Origin of the sequence: Paraburkholderia susongensis (assembly GCF_900177725.1) — a bacterium.
In the GTDB taxonomy this organism is placed as follows: Bacteria; Pseudomonadota; Gammaproteobacteria; order Burkholderiales; family Burkholderiaceae; genus Paraburkholderia; species Paraburkholderia susongensis.
Map to the genome: position 1 here is coordinate 1 of NZ_FXAT01000012.1, position 14,031 is coordinate 14,031.

The 14,031-nt window shown below is 63.5% G+C and carries 15 protein-coding genes and 1 pseudogene; 6 read left to right on the forward strand and 10 right to left on the reverse strand.

Annotated elements, in window-relative coordinates:
- Positions 1 to 524: 524 nt before the first annotated feature.
- Positions 525 to 1,469, forward strand: a complete 945-nt coding sequence (locus B9Z01_RS26915; RefSeq protein WP_085488607.1) for a flagellar brake protein — start codon at positions 525 to 527, stop codon at positions 1,467 to 1,469.
- A gap of 67 nt (positions 1,470 to 1,536) precedes the next feature.
- Here B9Z01_RS26915 and B9Z01_RS36405 read toward each other — a convergent pair.
- Positions 1,537 to 1,656 (reverse strand): annotated as a pseudogene (locus B9Z01_RS36405) (magnesium chelatase); the annotation flags it as partial.
- Positions 1,657 to 1,778: 122 nt separating this feature from the next.
- Between B9Z01_RS36405 and bluB the strand changes: the two are divergent.
- A complete protein-coding gene (gene bluB, locus B9Z01_RS26925) occupies positions 1,779 to 2,438 on the forward strand; it encodes a 5,6-dimethylbenzimidazole synthase (protein ID WP_085488609.1) in 660 nt (219 codons plus the stop codon).
- Between the two features lie 64 nt (positions 2,439 to 2,502).
- Here the strand turns inward: bluB and B9Z01_RS26930 are convergent, their stop codons facing one another.
- The 7 genes from B9Z01_RS26930 to B9Z01_RS26960 form a co-directional block, all read right to left on the reverse strand.
- The gene (locus tag B9Z01_RS26930) at positions 2,503 to 3,111 is read right to left on the reverse strand and encodes a DUF4136 domain-containing protein (protein WP_085488610.1); all 609 of its coding nucleotides are present in this window, start codon (positions 3,109 to 3,111) and stop codon (positions 2,503 to 2,505) included.
- A 31-nt stretch (positions 3,112 to 3,142) separates the two neighbouring features.
- Entirely contained in the window at positions 3,143 to 5,629 is a 2,487-nt protein-coding gene (locus tag B9Z01_RS26935; protein ID WP_085488611.1) for a CHASE2 domain-containing protein, read from the reverse strand.
- Between the two features lie 66 nt (positions 5,630 to 5,695).
- Positions 5,696 to 7,126: a FecR family protein gene (locus B9Z01_RS26940; protein ID WP_244196169.1), complete on the reverse strand. Its 1,431-nt coding sequence runs from the start codon at positions 7,124 to 7,126 to the stop codon at positions 5,696 to 5,698.
- Positions 7,123 to 7,860, reverse strand: coding sequence for a response regulator transcription factor (locus B9Z01_RS26945; RefSeq protein ID WP_085488612.1), 738 nt, complete (start codon positions 7,858 to 7,860; stop codon positions 7,123 to 7,125). Before B9Z01_RS26945 ends, B9Z01_RS26940 begins: the two co-directional genes overlap by 4 nt.
- A gap of 748 nt (positions 7,861 to 8,608) precedes the next feature.
- Positions 8,609 to 8,998, reverse strand: a complete 390-nt coding sequence (locus tag B9Z01_RS26950) for a TraR/DksA family transcriptional regulator (RefSeq protein ID WP_085488613.1) — start codon at positions 8,996 to 8,998, stop codon at positions 8,609 to 8,611.
- 25 nt (positions 8,999 to 9,023) lie between these two features.
- Entirely contained in the window at positions 9,024 to 9,182 is a 159-nt protein-coding gene (locus B9Z01_RS26955; RefSeq protein ID WP_085488775.1) for a MarC family protein, read from the reverse strand.
- A gap of 83 nt (positions 9,183 to 9,265) precedes the next feature.
- A complete protein-coding gene (locus tag B9Z01_RS26960; protein ID WP_085488614.1) occupies positions 9,266 to 10,696 on the reverse strand; it encodes an aminotransferase-like domain-containing protein in 1,431 nt (476 codons plus the stop codon).
- Between the two features lie 257 nt (positions 10,697 to 10,953).
- Here B9Z01_RS26960 and B9Z01_RS26965 point away from each other — a divergent pair, with 257 nt between their 5' ends.
- The 3 genes from B9Z01_RS26965 to B9Z01_RS26975 all read left to right on the forward strand — a co-directional run bounded on the left by B9Z01_RS26965 (position 10,954) and on the right by B9Z01_RS26975 (position 12,742).
- A complete protein-coding gene (locus tag B9Z01_RS26965; protein ID WP_085488776.1) occupies positions 10,954 to 11,886 on the forward strand; it encodes a LysR family transcriptional regulator in 933 nt (310 codons plus the stop codon).
- Positions 11,887 to 11,969: 83 nt separating this feature from the next.
- Positions 11,970 to 12,425 carry a DUF1269 domain-containing protein gene (locus B9Z01_RS26970; protein ID WP_085488615.1) on the forward strand — a complete coding sequence of 152 codons (456 nt, stop codon included), beginning with the start codon at positions 11,970 to 11,972 and terminating at the stop codon, positions 12,423 to 12,425.
- Positions 12,426 to 12,493: 68 nt separating this feature from the next.
- On the forward strand, positions 12,494 to 12,742 hold the full coding sequence (locus B9Z01_RS26975) for a hypothetical protein (protein ID WP_085488616.1): 249 nt from the start codon (positions 12,494 to 12,496) through the stop codon (positions 12,740 to 12,742).
- Positions 12,743 to 12,772: 30 nt separating this feature from the next.
- Here B9Z01_RS26975 and B9Z01_RS26980 read toward each other — a convergent pair whose 3' ends face one another.
- Complete coding sequence (locus B9Z01_RS26980) at positions 12,773 to 13,123, reverse strand: DUF6566 family protein (protein ID WP_085488617.1); 351 nt, start codon at positions 13,121 to 13,123, stop codon at positions 12,773 to 12,775.
- A 269-nt stretch (positions 13,124 to 13,392) separates the two neighbouring features.
- Here B9Z01_RS26980 and B9Z01_RS35705 point away from each other — a divergent pair, with 269 nt between their 5' ends.
- Complete coding sequence (locus tag B9Z01_RS35705) at positions 13,393 to 13,548, forward strand: hypothetical protein (RefSeq protein WP_167387575.1); 156 nt, start codon at positions 13,393 to 13,395, stop codon at positions 13,546 to 13,548.
- 288 nt (positions 13,549 to 13,836) lie between these two features.
- Here the strand turns inward: B9Z01_RS35705 and B9Z01_RS35710 are convergent, their stop codons facing one another.
- On the reverse strand, positions 13,837 to 14,004 hold the full coding sequence (locus B9Z01_RS35710) for a hypothetical protein (RefSeq protein WP_167387576.1): 168 nt from the start codon (positions 14,002 to 14,004) through the stop codon (positions 13,837 to 13,839).
- Positions 14,005 to 14,031: the final 27 nt, after the last annotated feature.

Consider the following 14,031-nt stretch of genomic DNA (forward strand, 5'->3'; position numbering starts at 1 on the left):
GATGGATTTCTGCCTGTCTCGCGACAGGCGAAAACCTTCCTCTAATACTTGGTGTGAGACTCTTGATACTTTCGCTTCAGCCAGCTCCCGAAAGAGCCGGCCCGCATCCCGCATCAAGTGCCCACACTTATCGGCTGTAGGTTTTTAAAGATCGGTCACAACACCTGCGGCACCCCAACTATCCGGCACCGCTTCGTTTGCGTCGCTGCGTCTGCAGCAGAGAAACGAGATTATGGAGAGCCGGTCACAGCACGTCAAGCCCCTGCCGCAAATTTTCTTTTGAAGAGATGCGACCACAATCAGGCAACGCCGTAAAGATCAAAAAAGCAGCAACCCAAAGTCACGATAAAAATTCTGCACCGATAATTTAGTTATCCGATTTAACTGGAGCACTCCCGAATACTAACGACACCAGACCTCGCAGACCGGTACGCCTCCTCGCAACCGCCAACTAAAGTTTTACCTTCCACCGCCGTCAACCAGATTATCCCGCCACCTAAATCCACCTGAATCAGTCGCCGATCATGGACAATCCTGTCGAGGAACACTTCGAGGAAACGCCGCCCGCCGCCTCATCGCCGGCCCTTGATCCGGATGCCGTACCGGTAGGCGCACCGCTCCCCTGGCCGATCGCCGACACCGACGGCACGCTGCTCTTCGCAAGCGGCACAATCCTTGCGACCGCGGACGAGCGCACGTTCCTCTTCAAGCACTTTCAGCCGCAGCGCGGCGATCTGCTGGACGTGACCGCACAGCACCAGCCTGAATCCGCATCACGGGCAAACCCCGCCGGCGAGCTGACGGTCAAGGACATGCACCTCGAGATAGGCGCATTGATCGGCATGCGCCCCCGACTCGGCAGCGGCGCGCCGATGCACCCGTGCCGCATCATCGGTTTCGCGCCGAATCACGCGCTCTTCGTCACGCCGCCGTTGCAACAAGGCCGTCTGCTACCGCTCACGCCCGGCGAAAACGTCGAGCTCGTCGCGATCGCGAGCCATGCTGTGTTCCGTTTCGTCTGCACGGTCGAAGCGGTCTGCCGCCTGCCGTTCGACTACGTTGTCCTGTCGAGGCCCGGTGTGATCCGCCGGCTGCGCGAACGCAAATCGATCCGCGTTCATGCGCACCTCGCGGTGCGGTTCGGCATCGGCGAGACCGGTGACAAATATGAAGGGCTTGGGCTCGCGCAGAGCATCAGTGCGCTGGGCATGGCGCTGAGCGCCTCATGGACGCTAGGCGCGGTCGGCGAGCGGCTGCGCATCGCGTTTCGCCTGAAGTCGGCCGAACTCGATACGCAGATCGAAACCACGGCGATCATCCGCAACGTACAGAAGGGCAGCAAGCCCGGCGAGCCGTCGACTCACGGGCTCGAACTGGACCGGCTCGACGCCGCCCAGCAGATGGCGATGAAAGTCTTCGTGTTCGATCGCCATGACGATGTGCTGTACTGGTCCAACGGCCCGAAATGAGCGGCGCGGCTAAACGGCACATATAACGCACGCGAAAACATGTGCGACGCGGCCTACGCACCGCTCGGCCGATCAACTCTTCGAGCGTCAGGCGCCGCGCACCCCACGCATTGGCGAGCGCTTCGCAACGGCCGAGCCGTATCGCGCCGAGCTCGAAATCGACGAACACGACTTCATCGACATGCAGCACGCCGCGATGCGCCTTCGCGAGCAGCCTCGGTGAAACGGTTTATCGTGTGGGCCCGATTGTGGCAACCTATATGCACGCATACTGGCCCTCCAACCCGGCCTTCCCGGCCGCCCTGCTCCATGGCAAAGCCTTTTAACGACTCCGAGCGCAACGCGGTCTACCGCGCGATTTACGAACGCCGCGACATGCGCCATTTCGTGGCCGATCCGGTCGACCCGGCCGTGCTGCGGCGCCTGCTCGACGCCGCGCATCATGCGCCGAGCGTCGGCTTCATGCAGCCGTGGCGCATCGCACGCATCACTGATACGGCGCTGCGCACGGCCTTGCACGAAATCGTCGAACGCGAACGGCTCGCCACCGCCGACGCGCTCGGCCAGCGCCGTGACGAATTCATGAAGCTCAAGGTGGAAGGCATGCTCGAATGCGCGGAGCTGCTCGTGATCGCACTGATGGACGGGCGCGAACGGCACATCTTTGGGCGCCGCACGTTGCCGGAGATGGACCTTGCATCGGTCGCGTGCGCGATCCAGAACATGTGGCTCGCGGCGCGCGCGGAAGGACTCGGGCTAGGCTGGGTGTCGCTGTTCGACGTCGAGGCGGTCCGCGAACTGCTGCGCATGCCCGAAGGCGCACGCCCGGTCGCGATTCTGTGCCTCGGCCACGTCGATCAGTTCTACAGCGAGCCGATGCTCGAAACCGAACGCTGGGCGAGCCGCCTGCCGCTCGCCGATTGCGTGTTCGAAAACTGCTGGCCGCAGGACCCTCCGGCGCAGGAGTGAGGTACGCGCAAGGCCGATGCGGCGCTGGTGCTTCGGCACTCCGGCACTTCAGCGTTTCAGCCCTTCAGCGCTGCAACGGCTTCATCGACTCGACATTCGGCGTCCCGCTCGCCTGGTCGACACTCAATTTCACGCGCCAGTCGGCCGGCTCGTCGAACGGCAGCCTGGCGAGCGCGGTTTTCACGAGCACCGGCAACGCATGCAGCGGGTCGGCATTGCGATCGACGAACACCGCGCTAACCTTATAGCGCTCCATACCACTCGCGTAATCGAAGAAACGCAGCGTCAGCGCATGGTGATACTCGGGGCCGAAGAACAGCGAACCGAGCCCGCCGCTCGCGCCGGCACAATCGGCCGGCTCGCAATCCTTGCCGCCGACGCCGACCGACACCGGCCGCGTGCTGTACGCCATCGACAGACGATAATGCGCCGGCTTGCCCTCCGCATCGACGAAACCGTGCCTGGCCAGCTCGTCGCGCAACAGCTTTTCGGTTTGCGGATAATCGGCGCTGTCTTCCTGCGGCTGGGTGCGCGAAAGCGTATAGGTGGGCTCGCCTTGCAGCGCAGCGGCAGTCTCGCCGGGTCGCGTGGCGTGCACGTCGGCGCTCAGACCCGCGCAGCCGGTCAGACTCGCCGCGACGAGCACGGCGCAAAGGTAGGAAAGTTTTGTCATTTCTTCTTTTCTCTCGGATACATCGGATACGTCATGAGCGCGGCGCGATCAGTTCGTCGAGTTGCCCCTCGTCGAGCGCGGGCAGCCGGATCGTAAAGGCCGTGCCCTCGCCGGGCACGCTGACCACGTCGACGTCGCCGCCGTGGCGGGTCACGACGGTTTTGACGAACGCCATGCCCAATCCCGCGCCGCCCACTTCCGGCCGCTCTGCCTCGTGAAAACGCCGGAAGCGCTCGAACAGTCCCGCCTGCTGTTCCTTCGGGATGCCATAACCCTGGTCGCGGATCGTGCACGACACGCGCCGCGCCGTGCCTCTGGCATTCGCCCCCTGCGGCTGGCTCGCGAAGCTGCACACGATGCGCGTGTCGGGTGGACTGTACTTGATCGCGTTATTCAGAATGTTGACAAGCGCGCGTGTCATGAGCGAGCGGTCGGCGCAGATCCAGTGGCCTGCGTCGGCATCGTCGCCGGTTTCCGTGTGCAGCGCGATGCGCTTCGCCTGCGCCTGCGGCCAGACTTCGTCGCTCGCGTCGATCACCAGCTCGGTCAGGCTCAGCGGCTCGAGCACGTAGGCTTGCGATTCGGCGCGCGCGAGTTGCACGAAATCATCGGCGAGCGTGAGCGCGCGTTGCGCATAGCGCTCGATACGCTCGAGCAGGCCGCGCGCGAGCGCCGGCTCGGCACGCGCGCGCTCGATCTCGACCAGCGCGAGGATTGACGCCTGTGGCGAGCGCATGTCGTGCGACAGCAGCCGCAGCGCATCCTCGCGCTGGCGCTCGGCCACATGCAGCGCCGATACGTCGACGAGACCCGCGATCCAGCCCGTCGTCTCGCCCTGCGCATTGGTACAGGTCGCATAGCGCAGCAGATGGTCACGCTCGTTGGCGTCGCGCACTTCGACGCCCTGCGCCATCAACGCGGAGAATTCGCCGTGCGCCGGATCGAGCAACGCCGGCCAGTGCGCATGCGCGAACAGGTTGCGCTCGGCGTCCGAGGCCGCACCGCTGCCGATCGTCTTCACGAGCGTCAGGCCGCCGAGCACCGAGTGCATCGGCTGCCCTTCGGGCATCGCCGCGCCGAGCCGCGCGAAATGCGCCTTGGCCGCCTGGTTCGCGATCAGCACGACGCCGCCCAGATCGCTCACGAGGATCGGCTCGGGCACGCTGTCGAGGCTGTCCCACACGAAACGCTTCATGTCCTGCACGCGCTGCGCGGCTCGCGCCATCAACGCCATGTGCTGCGCGAGCACGTCGCCGCTGAACTCGCGGCGGCTTTGCGGAGTTTCCGGCAGCAGATGCGGTTCGTCGGCGAGGCGCTGCAACTCGTCGCGCAGATAGGCCATTGTCATTTCGAGGCGGCGCCAGTTCCAGATCGGATAGACGATCACGACGCCGAGGATCGCCGGCACCGGCGACATCCAGAGCCGCGCGCCGTACAGCAGCGCGGCGCTGCCGGCCGCCGCGAGCAGGACCAGCGCGCCGGTCAGCAGCAGCGAGCGGCGCGGCGACAGCACGAGGAAGCCCGCGAGCAGCGCGGCGAGCGGCGCAAGCGACGCCGCGAACACGAACCAGCGCCCGACCGGCTCGATCTCACGGCCGGTGAGCAGCGTGTCGAGCACGTTCGCGTGGATGTAGACACCGGGCAGCGGCCCCAGCTCGCCGGACACCGGCGTCGCGAAGCGGTCGTACAGGCCCGACGCGGTCACGCCGATCACGACGATGCGTCCGCGCAGCTGATCGGCCGGCACCTTGCCGGCGAGCACGTCCGCGAAACTCAGCTTCGCGTAGCTCCCGGCGTTCGAGCCGAATGGGATCAGGAAGCGGTCTTCGCCGCCGTCGTCGTCGCCGCTCACGGGCTCGTCCGAGCGGCGTTGCGGCAAGCCGCCACGCAAATGCAGCTTGCCGCTTTCGATCGCCTCGGCGACGAGCACCATCAGTTGCGGCCAGTGCGAGTGGTCATCGCCCTGGAAGCGCGCGACGCTGCGCACGATGCCGTCGCTGTCCACTTCGAAATTGATGTGACCGAGGCCGGCCGCCGCCTGCGCGAGCGGAGCGACGGGCTCGACCACGACCCGCCGCCCGGCGTCGTCGGGCGCCGTGAGCAGCACGGGCAGATAGGTCGGACTCAGGGCGATCGCGTGGGCAAGCTCGGCGTCCTCGGCATTCGGCTCGGTGAAGAGCACGTCATAGACCACCGCCGCGGGCCGGGCTGCGGCGAGCTGTTCGAGCAGCTTCGCATGGATGCTGCGCGGCCAGGGCCAACGGCCGAGTTGCGCGACGCTCGCATTGTCGATCTCGACCATCACGATGTCGGACAACAGGGGCTGCGCGCGTGCGCTGAGGAGACGGTCGTAGACGAGTTGATCGATACCGCTGCTCAGCCGCCCGAACGAGGTAAAGAGGATCACCAGGATGCCGAGGCAACCGACCCCGACCCACTCGATCAGGAAGCGCTGGCCGGCACGCCGGCCGAGACGCGCGCGCGGATCGAGGCTCAGTCGATTAGGGGTAGTGGGCAACGGGCGATGTAATCCGGAACAGGAAGATGGGTCGGCCAGTTGGCCGACCCTGAGAATCTACCAGCGTCAGCGCGCCAGCGTAAAGGAACGGACCGCGCTCGCCTTCTCGTAAAAGCGGCCGTTTTCGAACTGCTCGGCGACGATCGTCCAGTAGTAGACACCCGCGGGCAGTTCGCTCACCACCAGTTGGCCGCCCGACAGATCAGTGCGATCGACGACGGGATGGCTCAGATCGGCCGTTTTGGCAAGCACGAAGCGAAAGCGCGTCGGGACGTTGCTGTGGCTCACGAACCAGCGGAATTCGTAGTCGTGGCTGCCAGCTCGCTGCGTGGCCGAGGCATCGAGCCCAAGCTGACGGCGCTCGAACGCATACACCTTGGGCTGGCCGTCGAGGCCATTGCTGTCGGTGGACGCGATCCGCACGAAATACGTGCCGTCGGGGAGATCGCCGATATCCGCGTGCGCCTCGCTCACGCGCAAATCGCGCACGAGATCGAGCTGGTCGGCGTCGCGCGAAATCTGCAGGCGATAGCCGACCGCATGCTCGGCCGGCTCGAGGTCGAACGTGACGGTCTTGCCGTCCTGCACGCGCGCAGGCTGCAGGAGCACCGGCGCAGGCAATAATTCGATCGGACTGCCGACTGCGCCGCCGGAGCGCGAGACATTGCCGAAGCCCACCTTGAGCAATTGCTCGGAGGCCTGCAGCGGCACGCCCGGCGCCGGCGCGGCCGGATCGACACCGACTGCGCCATCGAGCACCGCTACCGCGGTGGTCTGCGCGCTGCCGTCGTAATCGACGCGAAAACGCGTGCCGCGCACCCCCGCGACCACGGATGGCGAACGGATCTGGAAGCGGTCGTCGCGCCGCGTCGCATGCGTGACCTGGCTCTCGACCTCACCGCGACGCAACTCGAAGACGCGATCGCCCGCGCCGGTGAGCGTGACGTGCCGCAGCTTCTCGATGTCGAGTTCGCCGTCCTGCGCGACCGTCAGATGGGAGCCGTCCGGCAGCTCGAGCGTGGCAAAGCCGTTCGGGCCAGTGCGCACGCGGTCGCCTTCAGCCAGCATCGCGCCGGTCTTGAGCGGCAGGTACGGGCTCTTGCCGAACGCATGCTCGACCGGCCCGCTCGTCGCGACCACACGGGCTGTGTCCTGATCCTGCCTGAGCTTGTCGGCCGGCAGACGCAGCACGATGCCGGCCGGCATGCGGCGTGGCGCGGGCACGTGGTTCAGGCGGCTCAACAACGTCCAGTCGGTGGGGTCGGTCATATAGTGGCCGGCGATGTCGTACAACGTGTCGCCTTCGTGCGTCGTATACGACACGTAAGCCGGCGGCACCTTGACACCGGGTTTCGCGCGGCCGGACTGAGCATGCGCGGTGGTGCTCAACCCCATTGCGCCCGTTGCCATCAGACAGGCCACGGCGAGCCATGCAGCGGCGCCGCGGCCGGGCAGGACAGCGCTGCTGCGCGCTGCCGCATCCACGAAAACCGTCACGCCTCCCCCGCTTTGGAAGGCTCATTGGCGGCAGCCGGCGGTGTGTCGGCTTCGATCCGCTCGAGGCGATAGCCATAGCCGTAGATCGGCGTCAGCCGGTAGCCGTGCTCCGGGCGCAGGCCCAGCTTGCTGCGCAGCATCGAGACGTGGGTGTCCATCGTGCGCGATGGGATGTCGGTGGCCTGCTTCCAGATCACGTCGAGGATATGTGCGCGCGACAGTGGCCGGCTCAGGTGCTGGAATAGCAGCAGCGCAAGCTCGAACTCTTTCTGCGTGACTGAAACCGGCGTGCCGCGCGCGACGACGTGCTTGGCGCTGAGATCGAACTCGAAGTCGCCGAAAACTTCCTTGCTCGCCGGCGGCTTCAGGTAATAGGCGCGGCGCAGCAGCGAGCCGACGCGCGCGAGCAGCACCGCGGCCGACACGGGCTTGACGAGATAGTCGTCCGCACCGGTGTTCAGAATCGATGTGATGTCGGTTTCGCGGCCCCGGCTCGTCATGAACAGCACGGGTAGGCGCTCGGAGAGGCTTTCGCGCACCCAGCGCAGCACCTCTTCGCCGGACATGTCTGGAACGTTCCAGTCGAGCACGAGCAGATCGAACGTCTGGCGCCGCAACTGGCGCACCAGCTCGCGCCCCGCGCCATACGCGTGACAGACGTGCCCCGCTGCCGACAGCGTTTGACAAACAAAATCGGCCTGAGCCGAATCGTCATCCAGGACTGCAATTCTCATAACACCCCACAACGCAATAGCGCCTTCCGTAGCTGGCAGCCAATGAACCGGCAGATGGACGGGATGACGGCCTGCACCGCCGATCCGGCCCCCCCTGAAACTCCGGCTGCTATTTTCCCCGAATAAATGGTCCCTTGCCTTTGCCCCCGTTTCGCGCTGCTTTCGCATCGCCTCGAAATCAGCGCATATATGAAATTACCTATCGATTATGCAAGGCAGATCATCATAATCGAAAACCTTCTTTTGCCCGGTTGCCGTGCCGTGGCAATCCATCGCGAAAACTCTGGTTGAAAGCAGACTGCGTGGTTTTCTTAGGTTCTCCCGGGTCTGCAAGCGTGTGCCTGAGCCCCTGGAGATGGTCGTCCTCAAGACGGGTTTCCTTGCCGGGATGGCATTTGACCCGTCCGCATACCCCATTTCAGCGAGTTCGCGAAAGAGCGATGATTTAACAATTTCCGGGCTAGTATAAGAATAGTCTCAAAATAAATCGTTTAAACATTGTCAAATCGATTTGATACTGCGGACGCGGATATACGGCTCTTATCGCCCAGTCGCAGCCTTAATGGTCCTGTGTGCAAACAACCCGTGCGGCCGGCATCGGCCCCCGTCACGACCCCGCCCGGGCTCGCGCCGGACGTCTGGAGAGACTGGTGTTTCCGCTGTGGTCAACGCACCCGTGCCGCATCGACATATCGCAGCACCAGCGCAAGGGCCGAACGCGAGAACCGCCCATGCGAGGCCTTGCGCCTCAATGACGCGCTTCACGCGCCGCCTGTTCCTGCACGGTCAGGATCGCCTCCGGCACCGCTTCGAGCCGTTCAATGGGAATCGGGTCGCCGCTTTCGTCGGAGTACCCATAAGTCCCTTCGGCAATCTTCTCCAGGGCGCGCTGAATGTCGGCGATCCGTTGGTCGTTCGTATTACGCAGCGCCTGGTTGGCGACGTCCTGCTCCAGTCTCTGCGCTTCGTCCTCGAACTCGTTCGCCTCTTCGCCGCGGTACTCCTCGAGCGCACGCTCTTTCGCTATCGTGCCCTCCTCGCCGCCCAGCAACTCGCGCTGCAATGCTTCGAGACGCGCACGCTGCTTCGCAATGAAGGCTGCATCCAGTTCACCCAGGCCAGAACTCTGATCAGACATGACTGTTTCTCCCGTTACATCGACATTACGTCACGCCGACGAACGTAACAGCCGCGGTTCTCCGTTTCCCCGTATCGGACATACCCTCGGTCAACGAGAGGAAAACCGGGATATTGGCTATCGGATTCATGATGGCAAAAAGCGCCGAGAAAACCTTGACCGAAAACGAAAAATCGATAGCCATCGAATCAACCTCTCCGAGTGCTCGTGCATCGAGAATAACATTCACGCATCCGATCGAACCACCGAATGCCCGCTCGTCCCGCATCAACCGCGCATACACAACGCGGCAAGCTTGCCGACGGTAATCACCGCCTGCTCGATTTCGTCGGTCCAGGGGCTGCTGTAATTGAGCCGAATGAAATTCCGGTAAGACTCCTCGAAGATGGAGAACATGTACCCCGGCCCGATCGTGATGCCCTGCTCGAGCGCAAGCTTGTACAGGCGCAGCGAATCCACTGACTCCGGCAGCTCGACCCAGAGCACATAGCCGCCCGCTGGCCGGGACATGCGCGTACCCGTCGGAAAGAAGCGCGAAACGATCGCCCGCATCATGTTGGCCTGCTGCGCATACGTCTTGCGCACGCGCCGCAGATGGTGCTCGTAGCCGTCACGCTCGAGAAACTCGGCGATGGCGATCTGCGGGATCGTCGGCGAGGTAAGCGTATTGAGGAATTTCAGTTTCTCGACGTGGTCCCGGTATCGTCCCGGCAGCGCCCACCCGATCCGGTAGGCAACGGTCAGGCTCTTCGAGAACGTGCCGCAGTGGAGCACGAGCCCCTTCGTGTCGAAGGATTTCAGCGTGGTCGGATAGGTATCGCCGTAGTAGAGCTCGTTATAGACGCCGTTTTCGATGACCGGAATATCGTGGGCGGTCACGAGGTCCATGAACGCGCGCTTGTTCGCATCGGGCACCAGGAAGCCGAGCGGATTCTGGAAGTTCGGCATGACCATGCATGCCGCGATGGAATGCGACGCAATCACTTCGGCAAGCGCATCGACATCGATTCCGGAATCCGGATGCGTCGCCACTTCGATCGCTTTCATCCCGAGCCGCTCGATGGCGTGCAGCATCGCGTAGAAGGTGGGCGACTCCACAGCAATGGTATCGCCGGGCTTCGCCACCGCCTGGAGGCACAGATTGATCGCCTCTGTCGCGCCCACCGTAATGACGATCTCGTTGGGGTCGATGGGCATGCCGTTCTCGATGTAGCGACGGGCGATCTGGCGCATGAGCCGTACATTGCCGGGCGGCAACGCGTCCGTCACACCCCAGATGGCCTTGCCGCGGCCCGCGTCGTAGGCATACCGGTTGAGCTTGTCGAACGGAAACAGATGGGGATCGGGATACGGCGAGCCGAGCGGCACGGCGTCGTCCACGCCGATGGAGCGCAAGGTGGAGAGCACGAGACGGCTCACATCGACGGGCCGCGAAACCGGCAGCGGCCGCGACGGCCGCAGTTCCGGAATACGGCCGTCGCCCGTCGGATCCTGGGAGTTCACGAAGTAGCCGGACTGCGGGCGGCTCGTGACCACGCCGCGGCTTTCCAGCAGGATGTACGCGCGCACCACGGTTGCAACGCTGAGCCGGCGCTGCAAGCCCATCTGGCGCACCGAGGGCAGTTTTTCGCCGTGACGGAACACACCTTGCCGGATCGACGTTTCGATTTCGTCCGCAAGTTTTTCGTAAAGTTTCATCGAACGCGCTCCCCGCGCGTTGCCCAGCGTCTTCGCTCCTCGCGCGAGGCCGATCGTAGCAGAACTGTACTGCGCGACGCCGGGCCGATCTGTGTATACCGGGCATCGATACCTCCCCTTACTCTTGTCCCGACACGCGTCGCTTCAACGATTCGCGACGCCCGGATCTGGAGCGAGGAAATGAAGGGGGTCTTATGTCTACGCATCCCGCAGATGCACGCAACGCTCATACGGCTGGCCACGGCAGGGAGCGCAATGTGAATCTGCTGGAGGCGATGCGGATTTACGTCAGAGTGGTGGAGCGAGGCAGCATATCCGGCGCCGCACGCGATCTCGACATCGGCCAGCCCGCCGTGAGCGAGCGCATCGAGCGGCTGGAGAAGTATCTCGGCTGCCAACTGCTGTTGCGCAACGCGCGTGCATTCAAGTGCACGCCGGAAGGCATCATCTTCCACGAACGCAGCAAGTCGGTCCTCGGCGCCGTGGAGCAGGCCGTGGCCGAAGTGTCGAACGACGAGCAGGTGGTCAAAGGCACCATCCGCATCGCTGCGCCGCACTGTTTCGGCGAAACCCTCCTGCCCGAAGGCCTGCGGCGCATACGGGAAAACTATCCGCAACTCGACATCGAACTCGTGCTGAACGACAGGATGGCCGACCTCGTGACCGAGGGTGTGGACATCTCGTTTCGTCTCGGGCCGCTCGGCGACGGAGCGTACATCGCCTACCCGCTCGGCCAGGTCAAGCGCTTGCTGGTTGCCGCTCCCGATTATCTGAAGCGGCACGACGCGATTGCCGAGCCCGCGGACCTCGCGAGGCACAGCTTCATTCGCGTCAAGGGTGCGTTCGACACGGACCTGCTGCCGCTTGCCCACACTGCACACCGCGCGCCCGATGCCGCCGTTGCCGGCCGCGTCGATGGCGTGCCGATCCAGACGAGCATCAAGACCACGCACTGGCGGCCGATGTTCGAAATGGTGATGGCGGGCGTCGGCATTGGCGTACTCGAAGCGCCTGCGTGTAAGGAACCCGTCGAGCAGGGGCGCCTCGTGGCCCTCCTCCAGGACTATGAGGTGCCGCCGCATGCGCTGAATCTGCTCATCCGGCCGCAGCGCCCAGTCCCGGCGCGCGTGCGCAAGATTGTCGATATTCTGACGGCCTATGTGGCCGAAGCGCTGGGAGCGAGCCGATAGTCAATATCGGGAGATTCGCGCTGGCAGGTGCGTTGCAATTGTCTATCTTGAACTGGCACAACCCATCGAACGAGGAGTGCGAAATGACCAAAAAGCTGATCGTCGCGACTTTCGACAATCTGGACGTCGCGCAACGGTGCGCGCGGGATCTCAACAATCTCGCGAAGGATGATGGCGGCTTCAGGATCGAAAGCGGCGTGATGGTCCAGAAGGACGCCGACGGCAAGCTCATCGTGCTCAAGCAGTACACCGAATCGTACTGGGGAACGGCGATCGGCGCCGTGACGGGCGGCCTCATCGGCCTCATCGCCGGACCGCTCGGCGTCGTCGCCGGCGCTGCCGCCGGGGCCGGCGCCGCGCTCGCGGGCCATACGATCGAACACGTTCTCGACAGGAAGATGACGACCGCGATCGAGGGCGAGCTTCAGCCCGGCTGTGTCGCGCTCATCCTCGAAACGAAGGAGCCCCTTGAATACGAGGTGGAAAACGTCGTACTGGGTTATGGCGGAAAACTCTTTACCCAGCCGCTATCGTGGTAAGCGACGGTGATACGCCACGCCCCTGCCGCCCGGACACCCCGCAACTATCGTAAACGAGGTCAACCGCCGTGCCTGCCAGCGCAAATTACCGCCGATTCCAGATTGCCGCGACGCTCGAGCCGCTCCCGAACAACCGCGGACTCGCCACGGTCACCATCACCACCGCCGACCCCGCACGGATCGCCGACCTTGGCACCGACCGGTTCCTGCACGTGGAGCGCTGGGTAGAGTCACTCATCCCCCAGGCACTCCAGGTTGTCGTGGACGAATGCAAAGTCGCGATCGATCATTACGCGGACAACGTGGACGACAGCTGAGGGCGTGCAGGAGCCGCCCTCTACAACGCTCTACGCGCTTGTGCCCTTACGCACGAGCGCGTCCAGCGCAATCCGTTCGGACTCCTGTAATTCCTCTATCCTGAAGAACCACTTCTCCGCATGTGCTCGCGCGGCCACCCATGAGCGGTTGTGCGGATCGTTCATCATGCCGCCGATGAACTTGCATCCCCGCTCGATCCCGTCGCGATTCGCCTCCGCCTCCGTCTGCCATTCGGGCTGAACGGTATCGGGGTTGCAGGTCGCAAAGAGGCGCCCGTTGTGATAGATGTCCACGTGCGCAATCCATCCGCCCAGCCTGTTGCACCTCGAATGGGCCGTGATATCGAAGCCGTGGCAATCGATGCGTTCGTGCTGCGCCATGCTCGCTCCTTTTTCAGGTTTTCTGTCGTGATGATCACGGCAATCTTGCCGTTCAAGCCCACATGCTCCTGCGAGGTGAGATGAGGGCCTGCTTTATCACGCTCCTTGATGCGCGCGTTCGGATCGTATTCAATGCTCATTTTGGATCCGCAGTGGAAAATTGATTGCTGGCGCACCCGGATGCCATCATCATTACGCGAGCATGAGCGTGCGCGCCACAGTGGCCGCAGCCTACCCCCGAAGCAAACCACGGCGGTGAGGAGTTGATCATGAAGCCGACCATCAAACGCGAACCCGCCAACAGGCAGCACCGTTTCCTGCATGACCTGAAGTGGATCGCCATATTGTGGTGCGTGGGCTTTGGGGGCACGGCCCTGCTTGCCCTGCCCATTCACTTCCTCGTCATGGAGATGATGCGAAAGTAGCCCGCTACGCGCATCGCTTGCCCACCGTCGTATTGAGCAGCAGCACGACGAGACCATCCTGCCTCTCGCCGATCGACCGACCCTGTTCGCGCCGGCATTTGCACTCGCGCATTGCGCGAGTCTGTCCTTCATGTTCGAGTAATCGTACATCTAAACCCGGTGAACGAAACGCTTCGCGAGGCACGCGAATCCGATACCTGATATCGGGCGATACACCCGGCCACCCGATATTAGGTATCGGATGCACAGGTGTTCACAGCCGCCGGATCGCCTCATAGAATTCAACCGTCAAATTGTCCCTTTTTGTGGCTCGACCAGGCGCGCGTCGTCGTCGTTGTCGTCAATGAGAACGGCGAGCGCCGCAATCCCTGGTTGGTTTTTTATTCGATGTATTCCGCCAAACATAACGGATTTACCGATTATTAGAATCGCGTCAGCTTCATCTTGCTTGTACATCCGGATTTCCTAAAATAAATCGCAGCG

Bases quoted from the DNA above. Each gene is read 5' to 3' on its own strand.
- B9Z01_RS26980 (WP_085488617.1), bottom strand. From the start codon at position 13,123: ATGGCGCAGCACGAACGCATCGATTGCCACGGCTTCGATATCACGGCC.
- B9Z01_RS35705 (WP_167387575.1), top strand. From the start codon at position 13,393: ATGAAGCCGACCATCAAACGCGAACCCGCCAACAGGCAGCACCGTTTC.
- B9Z01_RS26950 (WP_085488613.1), bottom strand. From the start codon at position 8,998: ATGTCTGATCAGAGTTCTGGCCTGGGTGAACTGGATGCAGCCTTCATT.
- B9Z01_RS26955 (WP_085488775.1), bottom strand. From the start codon at position 9,182: ATGGCTATCGATTTTTCGTTTTCGGTCAAGGTTTTCTCGGCGCTTTTT.
- bluB (WP_085488609.1), top strand. From the start codon at position 1,779: ATGGCAAAGCCTTTTAACGACTCCGAGCGCAACGCGGTCTACCGCGCG.
- B9Z01_RS26960 (WP_085488614.1), bottom strand. From the start codon at position 10,696: ATGAAACTTTACGAAAAACTTGCGGACGAAATCGAAACGTCGATCCGG.
- B9Z01_RS35710 (WP_167387576.1), bottom strand. From the start codon at position 14,004: ATGTACAAGCAAGATGAAGCTGACGCGATTCTAATAATCGGTAAATCC.
- B9Z01_RS26970 (WP_085488615.1), top strand. From the start codon at position 11,970: ATGACCAAAAAGCTGATCGTCGCGACTTTCGACAATCTGGACGTCGCG.
- B9Z01_RS26915 (WP_085488607.1), top strand. From the start codon at position 525: ATGGACAATCCTGTCGAGGAACACTTCGAGGAAACGCCGCCCGCCGCC.
- B9Z01_RS26945 (WP_085488612.1), bottom strand. From the start codon at position 7,860: ATGAGAATTGCAGTCCTGGATGACGATTCGGCTCAGGCCGATTTTGTT.
- B9Z01_RS26930 (WP_085488610.1), bottom strand. From the start codon at position 3,111: ATGACAAAACTTTCCTACCTTTGCGCCGTGCTCGTCGCGGCGAGTCTG.